The organism is Psychrobacillus sp. PGGUH221 (genome assembly GCF_042055255.1).
Taxonomy (GTDB): Bacteria; Bacillota; Bacilli; order Bacillales_A; family Planococcaceae; genus Psychrobacillus.
In genome coordinates this window covers 68253-84822 of sequence record NZ_JAQMHQ010000005.1, presented here as the reverse complement: position 1 = coordinate 84822, position 16570 = coordinate 68253, and the positions used below count along the sequence as shown (strand labels likewise).

Here is a 16570-nt window from a genome sequence, read left to right as displayed (position 1 = left end):
AATATGTTTCAAATGTATAAAGGCAGTGCAGTTCTCATTAAGAGAGAACCGCACTGCCTTTTTTATTTTTTAATGCAACAATTCCTGTCCGATTGATTGACACAGGTACAAGTTGGAAGTTAGGGAATATACCACTTAACTTAGAGATAAAATCTTCTTCTGTTCCTCTTTCCACCAAAGAGAGAAGGGTAGGTCCAGCTCCACTTATACAGGTTCCGTATGCACCGGCTCTTTTCGCAGCAATTTTAATCTCTTTGCTTTCTGGAATAAGGTTTAGACGGTATGGTTCGTGGAATAAATCCTGTTCCATATACACACCAGCTTGTTCAAACGACTGAGATAGAAGAGCGGCTATTAATAAATTTGCAGCAGCACTTGCTTGTGCGGCAATTTTACGTGTATAGGTTTCAGGTAAGGCATTTCTTGCTTTTTCTGTTTTTAATTCAAAGTTTGGAATGAACAAAACAAAAGCAGCACCAATATTAGCTGTATGAAATACGTGAATTTCTCCATTTTCAGCACAAGATGAAATAGTAAAGCCACCGAAAATAGAGGCAGCTGCATTGTCAGGATGTCCTTCCATTGACGTTGCTACTTTTAGCTTGTCTTGTGAAGTAAGCTGAAGATCAAGCACTTGGTTAGCGACTTCTATTCCAGCCACAATCGCAGAAGCACTACTCCCCATCCCGCGAGCGAGGGGGATTTCACTTTTGACTTCTAAGTGGCAGGCAGGTAATTCTAATCCGTGTATTTGTGCAGTTTTTTGTGCAGCTTGCACGATTAAATGATTTTGTGGATCTGGTACTTCTGGAAGATTATCTGTTAAATTATCAATCTTCCATTTCTCAGAAACTTCCACGTCAACTTCTAAGTATTTATCCAATGCTATTCCGATTGAATCAAAACCAGGGCCTAAGTTAGCGGTGCTTGCAGGTATTAAAATGGACCATTTGTTACTCATAAAACTCCCTCAATGTATTGACGAATTTCTTCCTCGTCATTTTTTAATGAAACTAACTCAACTGTAGATACATTCATCGCTGTATCTGGATCTTTTAAACCGTTACCAGTAAAAACAGTAACCACTTTACTTCCTGCGGAGATTTTTCCACTTTTCACTGATTTAATAACTCCTGCTAAAGAAGCAGCAGATCCAGGCTCTACAAATATCCCTTCGCGATTAGCGATTAATTGATAAGCGTTTAGAATTTCTTCGTCTGTGACAGAATCAATAATACCACCTGATTCGTCCCGTGCCGCTTCAGCTAAAGACCAACTTGCAGGATTCCCAATACGAATCGCTGTTGCAACCGTTTCTGGATTAGCAATTGGAGCACCTTGAACGATTGCAGCAGAGCCTTCAGCTTCAAAACCGAACATTTTAGGTAGACCTGATTGTTTTACTTCATTATATTCTTTGAAGCCTTTCCAATAAGCGCTTATGTTACCAGCATTTCCAACTGGAATGCACAAAAAGTCAGGTGAAGAGCCTAAAGTGTCGACAATTTCAAAAGCAGCTGTTTTTTGACCTTCTATTCTATATGGATTCACAGAGTTAACTAAAGCAACGGGTGATGTTTCACTAACTTTCCTAACAATTTGTAGTGCATCATCAAAGTTCCCGTCAATTTCAATTATTTTAGCTCCATACATACATGCCTGAGCTAATTTACCAAGCGCGACTTTCCCTTTTGGGATGACGACAATCGATTTTATTCCTGCACGAGCAGCGTATGCTGATGCAGCTGCCGAAGTATTTCCTGTAGATGCACAAATGACACATTCACTGCCATCTTCGATTGCTTTAGCAACAGCGAAAACCATTCCTCGGTCCTTAAATGATCCAGTAGGATTTGCACCTTCTACTTTTCCGTAAAGTTCAATACCGAGTTCTTTGGACAAGTTATTTAATTTTATAAGAGGCGTATTTCCCTCGTGTAATGTTAAATTTGGTGTTTTATCTGTTACAGGTAAAAAATCTTTGTACTCTTCGATTAAACCTTGCCAAGCCATGTTGTGTTCCGCCTCTCTGTTCTTCTTGAATAAACATATGTATTTGTATAAAGGACATTTTACCTTAATAATACTTAAAAAACAAGATAAACTTTCTATTGAAAGTTTGCTAAACGAGCATTATACTAATCATGTAAACAAAAAACATTACAGGTGTAAAGACAGGAGAAGGAAATGGCTACTATAAAGGAAAACAAACCCCTATCAAAAAATAAATTACTAGGCATTGCGGGTCTAGCTTGGATGTTCGATGCAATGGATGTAGGAATTCTATCCTTTGTGATCGCAGCGCTTGCTACCGAATGGAGCTTGACTCCTGGTGAGATGGGCTGGATTGGAAGTATAAATTCAATCGGGATGGCTGTTGGTGCATTGGTATTTGGAGTACTTGCAGATAAAGTAGGTCGTAAAAAAGTATTTATGATTACATTGGTCTTGTTCTCTGTGGCAGGGGGTTTATCAGCTCTCACCACTACATTGGCTGCATTTTTAATTCTACGATTTTTTGTTGGAATGGGGCTAGGAGGAGAATTACCGGTTGCATCCACACTTGTTTCTGAAAGTGTCGAAGCAAAAGAAAGAGGTAGAGTAGTAGTATTACTTGAAAGTTTTTGGGCAGCGGGCTGGCTTTTATCAGCACTAATTTCATATTTTATAATTTTAAATTACGGCTGGAGAATAGGTTTAATTATTACGGCACTACCAGCGTTTTATGCAATTTATTTACGTTTAAAGTTACCAGACTCTCCGCGTTTTGTATCCAATGAAACACAATCAAGATCAATTATGCAAAATATGAAAGATGTATGGTCGAAGAAATATGCAAAAAGAACACTTATGCTTTGGATTGTCTGGTTTATGGTAGTCTTTTCGTATTATGGAATGTTCTTATGGTTACCAAGTGTAATGGTAATGAAGGGATTCGATTTGATAAAAAGTTTTGAATATGTATTAATAATGACTCTTGCTCAATTACCTGGCTACTTTACAGCTGCTTGGTTAATTGAAAAGGCAGGTCGTAAATTTGTATTGATAACGTTTTTACTTGGAACAGCAGCGAGTGCACTAGTTTTTGGTTCCGCTGATTCAACAGCTGTATTAATCATTTCAGGTATGCTCCTTTCATTTTTTAACTTAGGAGCTTGGGGTGCTTTGTATGCTTATTCACCAGAACAGTATCCTACAGTAATACGCGGAACTGGTTCCGGAATGGCTGCATCCGTTGGGCGTATTGGTGGGATTTTAGGACCTTTGTTGGTTGGTTCTCTTGTAACTGCTGGCTACGAAATTGGTTATATTTTTGGCATTTTCTGTGTGGCCATAGTAATTGGCGTTTTAGCAGTACTCTTCCTTGGTACAGAAACAAAACAAGTGGAATTAGACTAACTAAATATATAAAACCTGTTCCTTAAAGGGAGCAGGTTTTATTTTGTTTCATTCCCAATAACATAGTAAAATGAAAGAATGGAAATACGGGAGGTGCAGGACTTGGGAGATCTACGTCATAAACGAATTCTTATTATCGGTTCAAGTGGTGCAGGCAAATCAACCTTATCAAGAAAGCTTGCTGAACAATGGAAATTACCAATTGTCCATCTGGATGCCCTTTTTTGGAATCCCGGATGGGTACCTACACCAAAACAAGCATTTCGCGAAAAAATTCAGACGAAACTAGAGGGAAATGAGTGGATTATCGATGGCAATTTTGACTCTACTTTGGCATTAAGAGCTAAATACGCAGATTTAATTATCTTCTTAGATTTTCCTCGGTACCTCTGTACGTATCGAGTTTTCAAGAGAGCATGGGAGTACAGAGGTAAAACACGTCCTGATATGGGTGCCGGGTGTGAAGAAAAAATAGATTTAGAGTTTGCTCAATGGGTATGGCGTTTTCCAAAAGATGTCCGCCCAGGTATATTAAAAGTATTAAGAGAAGCAAGTAACGTTGATATATGTATATTAAGAAATCCGGTGGAAGTGAAAGCCTTTATTGATACTGCCCCAAGTAGATAAATGTAGGAGGAACAGCTATGAGAGACAAACAACTATCGGAGAGGCAAATTATCGAACTAATTGAAAAGGATGCCGATATCATTCTCCCGTTAACAAATGGAGAGCCACATAAATTACTTGATATTTTGGAAGAAAATGGGGATGCTTTAACTAATGTGAAAATTCATCAGTTACTCGCATTAAAGCATCGAAAGTATATGGAAGGTGCATTCCCTGGAAAGCTTAGTCATTTATCCTATTTTTTAAGTGGTGCTACTCGGAATATGTTTCACCAAGGATTAGTAGACCTAGTGCCAAATAATTTTCACGAAATGCCGAAGATTTTAAGACAATCGACCAATTTATCGATGATTATGGCAGTAGCTTCTCCGATGGATGAATATGGATACTTTTCACTAGGTACTCAAGCGGACATTGTGTCTGAATTTATTGGAAAGGTTCCTTTCCTATTAGAAGTAAATAAACATATGCCTCGTACATTTGGTGAAAATCAAATACATATAAGCCAAATTGAAGGTTTTGTTGAAAACGATCGTCCTCTTTTTGAAGATATTTCACCGCCAATTGGTGATAAGGATATGAGAATAGCTTCTTATGTAGCAGAAAGTATTCAAAATGGGGACACTTTACAAATCGGAATCGGCTCCATTCCTAACGCAGTAGTAAGTTTACTGAAAGATCATAGACATTTGGGCATTCATACAGAAATGTTTGTAGATGGAATAGTGGATCTTGTGGAAGCTGGTGCAATAGATGGGACGCAAAAGTTTACAAATAAAGGGAAGATAATAGCGACCTTTGCACATGGATCCAATAAAATCTATAACTTCTTGCATAACAATCCTGCTGTTCAATTTTTGCCAGTAAGTATAGTAAATGATCCTAGGGAAATTGCAAAGGAAGAACGAATCGTTTCTATTAATGCTACGACAGAAGTTGACTTATTTGGTCAATGTGCATCGGAAACGGTTGCCGGAAAATATTACTCCTCGACGGGAGGACAAGCTGACTTTGCAAGAGGGGTGCGTTTTGCAAAGGAAGGAAAAGGCTTTGTATGTATGACATCTACTGCAAAAAATGATGAGATCTCTCGTATAAAACTAAGTCTTTCACCTGGGTCAGTCGTTACAACGTCTAAGAATGATATTGATACAATTGTTACAGAATATGGAGTAGCGAAAATGTTTGGTAAGCCAATTTCTGAGCGTGCAAAACAACTCATATCAATAGCGCATCCTAAATTTAGAGAAGAACTAACTTTTGAAGCGAAGAAAATGGGGTTTATTTAAAGTGAAACCAATGGACGCATCATTTTTTCATCAACCAACATTAGAACTAGCTAGAAACTTAATAGGAAAGAATATAGTTCATGAGCATGGAAGAGGGCTAATTGTAGGTAAAATAGTTGAGACGGAAGCTTATATGGGACCTGAAGATCGTGCAGCGCACAGCTTTGGAAACAGAAGAACAAAACGAACAGAAGTAATGTTTGGTGGGCCAGGGCTTATATATACGTATCAAATGCATACACATACACTGATTAATGTTGTAGCAGGTATGGAGGGCATCCCCAATGCAATATTAATTCGAGCTGTAGAACCTGTAGAAGGATTAGCGCTAATGAAAGAATTTCGTAACGATCTACCAATGAAGCAGTGGACAAATGGCCCCGGGAAATTAACGAAAGCTATGGGAATCACTATGGAATATTACGGTAAACATTGGACGGAAAAGCCTTTATATATTGCAGAAGGTAGTGAGGTGTCGTTCATATCAACAGGTCCTCGGATTGGTATAGAAAACAGTGGGGAAGCTGTGCATTACCCTTATCGTTTTTGGGAAACGGACAATCCTTTTGTATCTAAAATGAGATGAACCTACTGAAATCAAAAGATAGCGTCATATCGAAAGTACAAGAAAAAATACCGACCAGAAATGATCGGTATTTTATATGAATTAGATAAGTTTTCCCATATAATATTCATCTACGAAATGTCCATTAATGATAAGTGCATTTTTACGGTCGCCTTCTTTTTCGAAACCAAGCTTTTTATATAGTTTTTGAGCACCTATATTTTCTTTAATAACAGACAGTTCAAGCTTGGATATTCCTACTTCTTTAGCCCATTTTTCTCCATGTACCATTAAGGAAGAGGCAATTCCCTTTTTAGAGAATTCTTGTTTCACACCGATTACTACAGAAGCTCGATGCAAAGCACGTGGTGCTGGTCCACCCGTAAACAATACATATCCAGCGAACTGCCCGTTCATAATAGCTAAAAGTAAATTAGAGTTTTCGATATTTTTCCATGCTGTCATCTCTTTTCGGATACTCTGTACTGTCATTTGAATATCAGATTTTCCATACAACATAAAATCAGTTTCCGAAAATATGGTTTCTTGCAAACGAATAAATGAACGGGCATCATCTAACTCTGCTTCTCGTATGATCAGAATGTCCTGGTGGTTATTTACATCATCCATTATCGAATCGGTTTCGAGAACCGTACTATGAAATAAAACAGATTTTCCTAGGTCTACTTTTTTTACTGAGTAACCATGGTCTGTCCAAGCGAAATAATGTAATGCAGGAGGCTTTGTTTTTTTCCACCAACTACTACTTAAATAAGCTGCGTTAGGTAGTACTTGTCCGATGATTGCTTCAATTTCTGCATATGTTAATCTAATCTCTTTGTTCGTCGATTGTTGAAAGAAAGTGGAAAGGGGAATATATTTGCTTTCAAATATTTTAGGCATTATTTCACTCATTTCATAATTTATAGGCTAAGTATAGCATCAATTGTAAGACATGCGCACTACTAAAAGCTTATTTTAACGTCAATTTATTCCTATAAAAAGAAGTGTTACTTCATAACGAAGTAACACTTCTTTTTAAGAATATTATGCTTGTACTAAATCTAGCTGTAAAGCAGGTCCAAAGAATTCATAGTGAATTTGTTCATTTACAAAGCCTAACTCTAGTAAATGATTGATCATTGCTTCCATAAATCCAACTGGGCCACAAACATAGACATCTCCATCTTTACGTGCATGTTCTTTTAATACATCCTTCGTTATGAAGCCATCCCCACTATCAGAATATAGAGTAACATATTTTGCATCATCCATTGTTTCCATTAAAGAACGAATATCTTGGTCGAATGGATGTAAGTTTTCATTCCGAGCACTATAAAGGAAGGATACTGGTCGATTTGGTTGAGTCTTAGCTACTGTTTCGAACATACTCATCATTGGTGTGATACCAACTCCTCCACTTAAGAAAGTTACAGGAGTTGTTTTTTCTGGATCTAAAACGAATTCACCAGCTGGAGCAGTAAGTTCAACTATATCTCCAACATTAACATTATTGTGGAGGTGAACAGAAACTTTTCCTTCTGGATTATTTTCATCTTCTTTTTTCACAGAAATACGAAATGATTCTGAATCAGCTGCTTTAGATAAGCTATACTGTCTGTTCATCAAATACGTTTCGCCTGGAATGCTCACACGAATCGTAATGAATTGTCCAGGCTCATAAGAAGGAACCGTAGAACCATCTGCAGGTTTTAAATAAAATGAAGTAATGTTTTCACTTTCTTTTACTTTATCTGCAATAACGAAGTCTTTAAAGAATCTCCAACCGCCATCTTTTGACTCTGCTGCTACATACATTTCTTCTTCGATGCCTATAAAAGCATCTGCGATAACTCCATATGCTTCTGCCCAAGCATTAATGATATCGTCAGTAGCAGTATCTCCTAATACTTCTTTGATTGCGCCAAGTAGATGCTCACCTACAATTGGATAATGTTCGGGTTTAATGCCTAAACTTACGTGTTTTTGTCCTATTTGTTTCACCACTGGAATAATTGCCGCTAAATTATCAATATGGGTTGCTGCTGCGTATACAGTGTTCGCTAGCGCAGTTTGTTGACGACCTTTTGCTTGGTTAGCATGATTGAAAATATTTAAAAGCTCTGGGTGTGCGTTAAACATATTTTTATAAAAAGCTGTGGTTATTGCAACTCCGTGAACTTCTAATACAGGTGCAGTTGATTTTACGATATCAATTGTTTTTTGAGATAACATAATTTACACGTCCTTTTATTTTATTTACAAATACAGAATACTCCTAGCCATTTTTTAAAGCAATATTTAAAATACTTCTTTAAAGTAGATGTAATATTTCAGACACATTTCTTTCACGATTCAGACATAGTCGTTTATAATGATTAGTAGAATGGCGGTGGAAAAATGAGATTGACTATGTATACAGATTTCTCACTTCGAGTGTTAATATACTTGGGAACCAAAAATAGAGATGAACTTTCTACAATACAAGAAATATCCACTGCTTATGGAATATCAAAGAATCACTTGATGAAGGTGACTTATGAATTAGGGAAACTTGGTTATATAGAAACAATCCGTGGCCGAGGTGGTGGAATTCGTTTGGCAATGGAGCCGGAAAATATCAATATAGGACAAGTTGTAAGGAATACAGAAGATGATTTCCATCTCGTTGAATGCTTCGATTGTCATTCGAACTCCTGCGTAATTACACCGGTTTGTGGACTAAAAGGTGCACTAAATAGGGCTTTGCAAGCTTATTTTAAAGTGCTAGACGAATATACATTGGCAGATTTTTTACTTCAAAAACATTTGTTAGCAAATTTACTTTTTAAAGAGCAACAGGATATATGATAAAATAAGTTCGGAATTGATTATTAGGAGGATTATTCATGGAAAAAGTATTAGTTTTTGGTCATAAAAACCCTGACACAGACACAATCACATCAGCAATCGTATATGCATATTTAAAAAATGCCATTGGGGTAGAAGCAGAAGCGGTTGCTTTAGGTGAAGTGAACAATGAAACAAAATTTGCTCTTGAAAAATTCGGATTTGAAGCACCTCGAATTATTGGGGATGTTTCAAATGAAGCGAAGAAAGTAATTTTGGTAGACCACAATGAAAAACAACAAAGTGCAGATGGTATTGAAAATGTGCAAGTAACGGAAGTTATCGACCATCACCGTATTGCAAACTTTGAAACAGCAGATCCATTATACTATCGTGCAGAACCAGTAGGATGTACTGCAACTATATTAAATAAAATTTTTAAAGAAAAAGGTGTAGAAATCCCTGCAAACATTGCTGGATTAATGCTTTCTGCAATCGTTTCAGATTCTTTATTATTTAAATCACCAACATGCACGGAAGAAGACATTGCTGCTGCTCGTGAACTAGAAGCAATTGCTGGTGTAAACGCGGAAGAGTATGGACTAGCTATGTTGAAAGCAGGTGCTGATTTAAGCGATAAGAGCCTGGAGGACCTTCTTTCATTAGACGCAAAAGAATTCGTTATGGGTGAGTACAAAGTAGTAATAGCTCAAGTAAACGCAGTGGATGTTAATGATGTAATGAACAGAAGAGCAGAGCTGGAAGACTTAATTAATCTTGAAATTCAAGAAAAAGAATTGGATTTATTTTTCTTTGTAGTAACGGATATTCTAAACAATGATTCCGTAGCACTAGCGCTTGGTAAATTGGCGTTAAAAGCAGAAGCTGCCTTTAATGTAAAATTCGATGATAACAATATCGCATTACTGAAAGGCGTAGTATCTCGTAAAAAACAAGTAGTACCAGCCTTGACAGAAGCGCTAGCATTATAATTGTAGAAAATGGCTATCTCTTGGATAAAGAGATAGCTTTTTTATTTGGAAACGAAGTGCATCTCAGAAAATCTCGAGTGGATCTCAGAAAATCCCGGAGGTATCTCAGAAAATCTCGTGTGTATCTCAGAAAATCCCGAGTAATCTCAGAAAATCCTGGAGGTATCTCACAAAATCTCGGTGGATCTCGAAAATCCCGGAGGTATCTCAGAAAATCCTGGAGGTATCTCAGAAAATCCTGGAGGTATCTCAGAAAATCATGGAGTATCTCAGAAAACCCCAGGTATCCCCGAGAATCTAAGATTTCAAATTTTTAGAGAGCATTAAAATTGTTGAATACTTAAGAAGTCTTTACAATGTAATGGAGGTGAGAATAATGAAAATTGAAGTATGGTCAGATTTTGTTTGTCCTTTTTGTTATATAGGAAAAAGACGTTTGGAAGAAGCTTTAGAGCAGGCTGGGTATGCAAGTCAAGCAGAGGTTGAATTTAAGAGCTTTGAGTTGGATCCGAATTCTCCTAAAATATCGGACCAAAGCATGTATGAAGTGCTTGCTGAAAAGTATGGATCTACTGTGGAAGCAGCTAAAGGAATGACGTCACAAGTAGTGGAGCAAGCAAAAACAGTTGGTCTCGATTACAATTTTGACAAAATGAAACCTGCAAATACGTTAGATGCACACCGTCTGGTGAAGTGGGCAACCGAACAAGGGAAGGCTGCAGAAGCCAATGAATTGTTACTGCACTCTTATTTTATTGAAGGTAAAGAGATTGGCAAACACGAGGTTCTCCTTGATTTAATTGATTCTCTTGGATTACCTAGAGATGAAGCGGAAGAAGTGTTGAATTCCAATAAGTATTTGACAGAGGTTCGTCTTGATATCGCTAAAGCTGGACAAATTGGCGTGCGCGGTGTTCCATTTTTTGTTTTAAATGATAAGTATGCCATTTCTGGTGCACAACCACTTGAAACGTTTGTTGGTGCATTGAATAAAGTTGCGGAAGAAGAAGGATTACAGGCTAAATAATATACAAAAAATCAGTAGGAGAAATTCTGCTGGTTTTTTATTTTGCGTTAGTTTTTTAATGGAATGGGGTATAACAATTTATGTAAAATTGAGGGGATAAGATAAAAAAACGTGCAGCAAATGCGCTTGCACGTTTTTCCTTAACTTCTTCTCTCAAAACTCAAAAATCTAGTGCCTTGAAAAGTAAGAACACCTAAATCATCTTCAGCGAGCATACCATAGTCTTGCCCGCTAACGTGAAGCTCCATTCGATCCCCGCTTTCTACTTGAAATGTTACGTAATACGAAGTAGAAGCAGAACTATTTCCAGAACCACCGCGTGTATCGGAACGTTTTGCTACTACCTGAGTTGGGACAGAAAGCTTTGGAGAGTTATTGTTTTTATTCCACTGGGATATGCTTTTTATGATAGTGAAAATAATAAGACCAAATACCAAAATGAAAAATAGACCGATGAATATGGGTATACCCCCAAAGAAAAAGCCTAAGCTATCCATTTTAAACCCCCTAATAAAAAAACTGTTTTTTTCTTATACGTAAATAATTGAATAAAGTTTCGTTTATAGATAGACACTAGAAGAAAAGGAGGAAATCAAATGAACGATCAAATACTACCAACTGAATCACAATCTTATTGGCGTGCCACAGAAGACTTTCCAATGTTTCCTGAAATAAGAGAAAATATAGAAACCGATATTTTAATTGTGGGAGCAGGTCTTACAGGGATTACTGCTGCGTATTTACTTAGCAAGAGCGGAAAAAGTGTAATGGTTTTGGAAGGAAGCAGAATATTAAAAGGTACAACTGGTTTCACTACTGCAAAGGTGACAGCGCAGCATGGGCCTATTTACCAAAAGCTAATTTCCATATTCGGTGAAGAAAAAGCGAGACTATATTATGATGCCAATACAGAGGCTAAAAACTTTATAGAGGAAACAGCCAAAGAATTGGGAATTAAATGTGATTTTGAGAAGGTAGATGCTTATATATATGCTGATACTAAAGAAGGAGTACAAACAGTAAGGAAAGAAATGGACGCCTATAATAAGCTAGGTATTGAGGGGGCAACTCTTACAACAAATACCGGTCTTCCTTATGATGTAATGGAGTCATTGAAGTTAGAAAATCAAGGACAATTCCATCCGTTAAAGTATGCCACTGGATTAATGAATAAAGCAATTGAGAATGGTGTGCAGTTTTTTGAAAAATCGCGAGCAAAAACTATATCAAAAAATATAGTAGAAATGATGAATGGTCATAAAATACGTGCAAAGAAAATATTAGTTTGTAGCCACTTCCCATTTAATGATGGAAATGGTCTGTATTTTTCAAGAATGTCCCCAGAAAGATCTTATGCGTTAGCTGCGCCAGCCGAGTCTAATTATCCAAAAGGCATTTATATTAATGTAGAAAAGCCAACAAGATCCGTACGTACAGCGCTAGGTAAAGATGGAAAAAGATATTTAATACTAGGTGGAGAAGGTCATGTTACCGGTAGATATGAAGGTGATATGATGGATAATTATGATGCACTAGCTGCATTTGGTAGAGAGAAATTTAATATAAAGCAGTTTACGAATCGCTGGTCTGCTCAGGATTTAGTGACCCTAGATCAAGTGCCGTATGTAGGAATCATGACGTCAGGTCTTCCTGATGTATTGGTTGCAACTGGTTACGCAAAATGGGGTATGACGAATAGTACGGTAGCTGCCCAAATAATGGCGGACAATGTCATGGAAAAAGAAAATCGATACGCGGAACTTTACAATCCAATCCGTTCCAAAATGAAAAAAGAAGATATAGCTAGTTTTGCCAAGTATAATGCAGCCGTCGCAAAAGAATTAGTAAAAGGAAAGACTGAAAAAATAGATGTCTTATTTAAAGATTTACAACTTGGTACTGGAGACATCGTAAAACTAGACGGAAAGAAGGTTGGAGCATTTAAGGATGTCACTGGTGAGATATATTTAGTTAAACCAGTATGCACACATATGGGTTGTGATGTCGTATTCAATAATGCAGAGACTTCATGGGACTGTCCATGTCATGGGTCACGATACACATTTAAGGGTGACGTGATTGAAGGTCCCGCATTCGAGCCGTTAGAGAAAATAGAAAATATTGAATAACCGAGCTTAGAGAAAAATCTCTAGGCTTTTTTAATTCTATTAAAACAAACGATTGTTCTCCTGCGATATCTTTATTAAAATTGGGATATAGTTAAGGAGAGAAAATGAATGAAATCCCTAATGAAATTACTTCCATATGTGAAGCCATATACACTGTTTGCGGTTCTTGGACCACTTTTAATGTGTATTGAAGTAGCTATGGATTTATTACAACCTACCATTATGCAACATATTATTGACGTTGGAATTGCAAATAATGACAACGCATATGTCATGAAACTTGGATTCTTTATGCTGTTTACAGCATTTATAGGATTAATGGGTGGTGTGGGTAGTACGGTTTACAGTGCTAAAGCATCTGTAAATTTTGCAACCGACATTCGCCGAGATGTATTCAAAAAAACGGAGCAGTTTTCAAGTGAAAATATGGATTCATTTGGTGCCGGTAAATTAATAACTATTGTTACGAATGATGTGGCAGCAGTTCAACAAGCATTAATGATGACGTTAAGAATCTTTGTGCGTGGACCCTTACTGTTCATCGGAGCAGTCGTTATTGTATGGTTTACTGCTCGAGAACTGTTTCCGGTGCTGTTAGTTGCAATACCAATATTAATGGTTTTAATTTATTGGTTTTCTTCAAAATCTGGTCAATTATTTGTAAGAGTACAGAGAGCAATGGACACGGTAAATACGAAGTTACAAGAAAATTTCGCAGGTATTAGGGTAATTAAAGCATTTGGCCGATCAGAATTTGAAACAAACACGTTTAAACAGGTAAATGATACATTAACGAAGCGAAACATGGCTGCTGAGCAAGTAATTTTAACACTCATGCCTATTATGCTTTTTGTAGTAAATATCGGTGTCGTTTTCGGGATGTGGATGGGAGCAATTAAAGTAAATGAAGGTACGCTCCAAGTCGGTGTCATTCTAGCTTTTATTAACTACTTGAATATTATAATGAACGGACTAATGACGAGTAGTCATGTTTTGATGCAAATTACGAAATCTTTTACTTCATCAAATAGAATTCAACAAGTACTTGATACTGAAATAGATATTAGGGAGCCTGTAAATCCTGCTTCGCTATTAGAAATGGAAGGAAAAGTGGAGTTCCGACATGTTAATTTTAGTTATAGTAAAAACGGTGAGTATGTTTTAAAAAACATTTCCTTTCAAGCGAAGGCAGGGGAGACAATTGGTATTATTGGCTCTACTGGTAGCGGAAAAACAACACTTGTCAAACTGATACCACGGTTGTATGATCCGGATTCTGGGGAGATTTTGATTGATGGAATAAACATAAAAGAATATCCTCTTAGAAAACTGAGAGAATCTATAGGTTTTGTGCAGCAAAAGGCAACATTATTTTCTGGAACAATTGAGGAAAATCTTCGCTTTGGTAAAGAGGAAGCAAATCTAGAAGAGATGAAGGAAGCAGCAAGGTCTGCAGCTGCTACTGAGTTTATTGAAAAACTCGATGGTCAGTTTACTTATGAGCTCATGCAAGGAGCGACTAATTTATCAGGAGGACAAAAGCAACGTCTTTCAATGACACGTGCTTTCATTCGGAAGCCTAAAATATTGATATTAGATGATTCTACATCCGCAATAGATGCTTTATCGGAAGCGTCTGTTCAACACGCATTAAACCAAAATCTTTCCAATACGACTGTGTTCATCATTTCTTCGAAAGTATCTTCCATTATCAACGCAAATCAAATTCTGGTGATTGATGAAGGAGCGATTGAGGCGTGTGGGACACATGAAGAATTGTTAGCAAGTAGCGACGTCTATAGAGGGATTTATGAAACACAAAATGGGAAGGAGGTTCTTTCCTATGAATAAAGCTTCTCCAAACGACGCGATTGGCCGAGCACGTGGTCCAAGAGGGTTTAGCGGGCCAGTAGAAAAAGCAAAGGATAAAAAGGGAACCATTAAGCGTATATGGAACTATATGGAGAAGCAAAAGATTGCGATGATTGCTTCTATTATATTTGTTATTATCTCAACTATTTTGAATTTACTCGTTCCATATTTAATTGGAATCACCATAGATGACTATATCATTCCTAAGGATATGGAAGGGACTCTTCGTGTTTTATTATTATTAGCATTGATTTATATTGCTGCATCTATCTTCACTTGGCTACAAACATTCTTAATGGTTCGAGTGTCTCTTAAGACAATTCGAATTTTACGTCAACATTTATTTGAGAAATTTCAAACACTGTCTTTACGTTTTTTTGATAAACGGACACATGGTGACTTAATGAGCCGAGTTACAAATGATATTGAAAGCTTAAACAATGCACTGAGCCAAAGCGTTATACAAATATTTTCATCGATATTAATGGTGTCGGGTGTTGCCATTGCCATGTTTATGCTCAATTGGATGCTTGCCTTAGTGTCTCTAACAATTATTCCTTTAATCATTATTACGACGAAAAAAATAATTACGTATAGTGGTAGTAATTTCATTAGAAGACAACGAGACTTGGGTGAATTAAACGGGTTTGTTGAAGAAGCTATTTCGGGAAATGAAGTAATTACCATCTTTGGACAAGAGGAGAAAACATTCACAAAGTTTGCACTAGTAAATGAAAGATTACGTCAGTCTGCAACAGCAGCGGATACTGTATCTGGCTTTCTCGGCCCAATTAATAACTTTATAAACAACTTAGGACTAGCGTTAATCATTGGAATCGGAGCTTTAATGACAGTCCAAGAAATGGCAACCGTAGGGATAATTGCTGCTTTCGTTACATATTCTCGTCAATTTTTTCGACCTATCAATCAATTATCAAGTCTATTAAACACTTTCCAGTCTGCAATAGCAGGAGCAGAGCGAGTTTTTGAAATTATGGATGAGGCACCTGATCTAACGGACAAAAATGATGCTATTGAAGTAAATTCCTTTAGAGGCGAGGTCGAGTTTTCGAATGTGAACTTTTCTTATGAGGACGGAAAGCCAATTTTAAAGGAAATTAGTTTTCGGGCAAGGGCAGGAGAGAAAATTGCTTTGGTAGGTCCAACGGGTTCAGGGAAAACAACTGTTATCAATCTGTTAATGCGATTTTATGATATAAATTCAGGTGAAATTAAAATTGATGGTCGTAAAATTCAAGATTATAAAATTAGTTCACTACGTGAAAAAATTGGCATCGTATTACAGGACACTTTTCTATTTTCTGGCACAATCATGGAAAATATTCGGTATGGTCGATTAGAAGCAACTGATGAAGAAGTCGTAAATGCGGCTAAGATGGCATCTGCACATGGATTTATAAAACATTTACCTGACCAATATGAAACGGAAATCACTTCGGGTGGTTCAAGCTTAAGCCAGGGGCAACGTCAATTGTTATCTATCGCTCGTGCGATTCTAGCGGATTCGGATATTCTAATTCTAGATGAAGCAACTTCTAGCATTGATACACGTACAGAAATTGCGATTCAGCAAGGACTAAGTCGTTTATCGGAAGGGAGAACTAGCTTTGTTATCGCACACCGATTAAAAACCATTGAAAATGCTAACCAAATTCTCGTTATCCATGAAGGGGAGCTCATAGAATATGGCACCCATGAAGCGTTACTTCAAAAGAAAGGCTTTTATAACGAACTCTATGAAAGTCAGTTAAATAGGTAAAATTGTGCATGAAAGTAGTAACGTAAACCGGTACTTAAACACCATTTTTGAAGGTGACTTT

15 protein-coding genes are annotated in these 16570 nt (G+C 37.1%); 10 read left to right on the top strand and 5 right to left on the bottom strand.

Annotated features, from left to right (window positions below; translation table 11 throughout):
- Positions 1–37: 37 nt before the first annotated feature.
- The gene (gene thrB / locus PGC35_RS09570) at positions 38–961 is read right to left on the bottom strand and encodes a homoserine kinase (RefSeq protein WP_375218986.1); all 924 of its coding nucleotides are present in this window, start codon (positions 959–961) and stop codon (positions 38–40) included.
- Positions 958–2013 carry a threonine synthase gene (gene thrC / locus PGC35_RS09565; RefSeq protein WP_375218985.1) on the bottom strand — a complete coding sequence of 352 codons (1056 nt, stop codon included), beginning with the start codon at positions 2011–2013 and terminating at the stop codon, positions 958–960. Before thrC ends, thrB begins: the two co-directional genes overlap by 4 nt.
- Positions 2014–2187: 174 nt before the next feature.
- Here thrC and PGC35_RS09560 point away from each other — a divergent pair, with 174 nt between their 5' ends.
- The 4 genes from PGC35_RS09560 (at position 2188) to PGC35_RS09545 (ending at position 5901) form a co-directional block, all read left to right on the top strand.
- On the top strand, positions 2188–3399 hold the full coding sequence (locus tag PGC35_RS09560; RefSeq protein ID WP_375218984.1) for an MFS transporter: 1212 nt from the start codon (positions 2188–2190) through the stop codon (positions 3397–3399).
- 102 nt (positions 3400–3501) lie between these two features.
- Entirely contained in the window at positions 3502–4026 is a 525-nt protein-coding gene (locus tag PGC35_RS09555) for a DNA topology modulation protein (protein WP_375218983.1), read from the top strand.
- A gap of 17 nt (positions 4027–4043) precedes the next feature.
- Positions 4044–5315, top strand: a complete 1272-nt coding sequence (locus tag PGC35_RS09550; RefSeq protein ID WP_375218982.1) for an acetyl-CoA hydrolase/transferase family protein — start codon at positions 4044–4046, stop codon at positions 5313–5315.
- 10 nt (positions 5316–5325) lie between these two features.
- Entirely contained in the window at positions 5326–5901 is a 576-nt protein-coding gene (locus tag PGC35_RS09545) for a DNA-3-methyladenine glycosylase (RefSeq protein ID WP_375219167.1), read from the top strand.
- 81 nt (positions 5902–5982) lie between these two features.
- Here PGC35_RS09545 and PGC35_RS09540 read toward each other — a convergent pair whose 3' ends face one another.
- Complete coding sequence (locus PGC35_RS09540) at positions 5983–6783, bottom strand: GNAT family N-acetyltransferase (protein WP_053591616.1); 801 nt, start codon at positions 6781–6783, stop codon at positions 5983–5985.
- A 144-nt stretch (positions 6784–6927) separates the two neighbouring features.
- The gene (hmpA, locus tag PGC35_RS09535) at positions 6928–8115 is read right to left on the bottom strand and encodes an NO-inducible flavohemoprotein (RefSeq protein WP_375218981.1); all 1188 of its coding nucleotides are present in this window, start codon (positions 8113–8115) and stop codon (positions 6928–6930) included.
- 165 nt (positions 8116–8280) lie between these two features.
- Here hmpA and PGC35_RS09530 point away from each other — a divergent pair, with 165 nt between their 5' ends.
- The 3 genes from PGC35_RS09530 (at position 8281) to PGC35_RS09520 (ending at position 10728) form a co-directional block, all read left to right on the top strand.
- Positions 8281–8730 (top strand): Rrf2 family transcriptional regulator, encoded by a 450-nt coding sequence (locus PGC35_RS09530; RefSeq protein ID WP_053591618.1) that lies wholly within the window; start codon positions 8281–8283, stop codon positions 8728–8730.
- A gap of 38 nt (positions 8731–8768) precedes the next feature.
- Complete coding sequence (locus PGC35_RS09525) at positions 8769–9701, top strand: manganese-dependent inorganic pyrophosphatase (protein ID WP_375218980.1); 933 nt, start codon at positions 8769–8771, stop codon at positions 9699–9701.
- Between the two features lie 376 nt (positions 9702–10077).
- Entirely contained in the window at positions 10078–10728 is a 651-nt protein-coding gene (locus PGC35_RS09520) for a DsbA family oxidoreductase (protein ID WP_375218979.1), read from the top strand.
- A gap of 140 nt (positions 10729–10868) precedes the next feature.
- Here the strand turns inward: PGC35_RS09520 and PGC35_RS09515 are convergent, their stop codons facing one another.
- Positions 10869–11225 carry a DUF2500 domain-containing protein gene (locus tag PGC35_RS09515; protein WP_375218978.1) on the bottom strand — a complete coding sequence of 119 codons (357 nt, stop codon included), beginning with the start codon at positions 11223–11225 and terminating at the stop codon, positions 10869–10871.
- Positions 11226–11324: 99 nt separating this feature from the next.
- On the opposite strand from PGC35_RS09515, the gene PGC35_RS09510 reads away from it, so the two are divergent.
- From PGC35_RS09510 to PGC35_RS09500, 3 genes are all read left to right on the top strand, one after another.
- Complete coding sequence (locus PGC35_RS09510; protein WP_375218977.1) at positions 11325–12857, top strand: FAD-dependent oxidoreductase; 1533 nt, start codon at positions 11325–11327, stop codon at positions 12855–12857.
- Positions 12858–12965: 108 nt separating this feature from the next.
- Positions 12966–14708 (top strand): ABC transporter ATP-binding protein, encoded by a 1743-nt coding sequence (locus tag PGC35_RS09505; protein ID WP_375218976.1) that lies wholly within the window; start codon positions 12966–12968, stop codon positions 14706–14708.
- Positions 14701–16509, top strand: a complete 1809-nt coding sequence (locus PGC35_RS09500; RefSeq protein ID WP_375218975.1) for an ABC transporter ATP-binding protein — start codon at positions 14701–14703, stop codon at positions 16507–16509. Before PGC35_RS09505 ends, PGC35_RS09500 begins: the two co-directional genes overlap by 8 nt.
- The last annotated feature ends 61 nt before the right edge of the window (positions 16510–16570 follow it).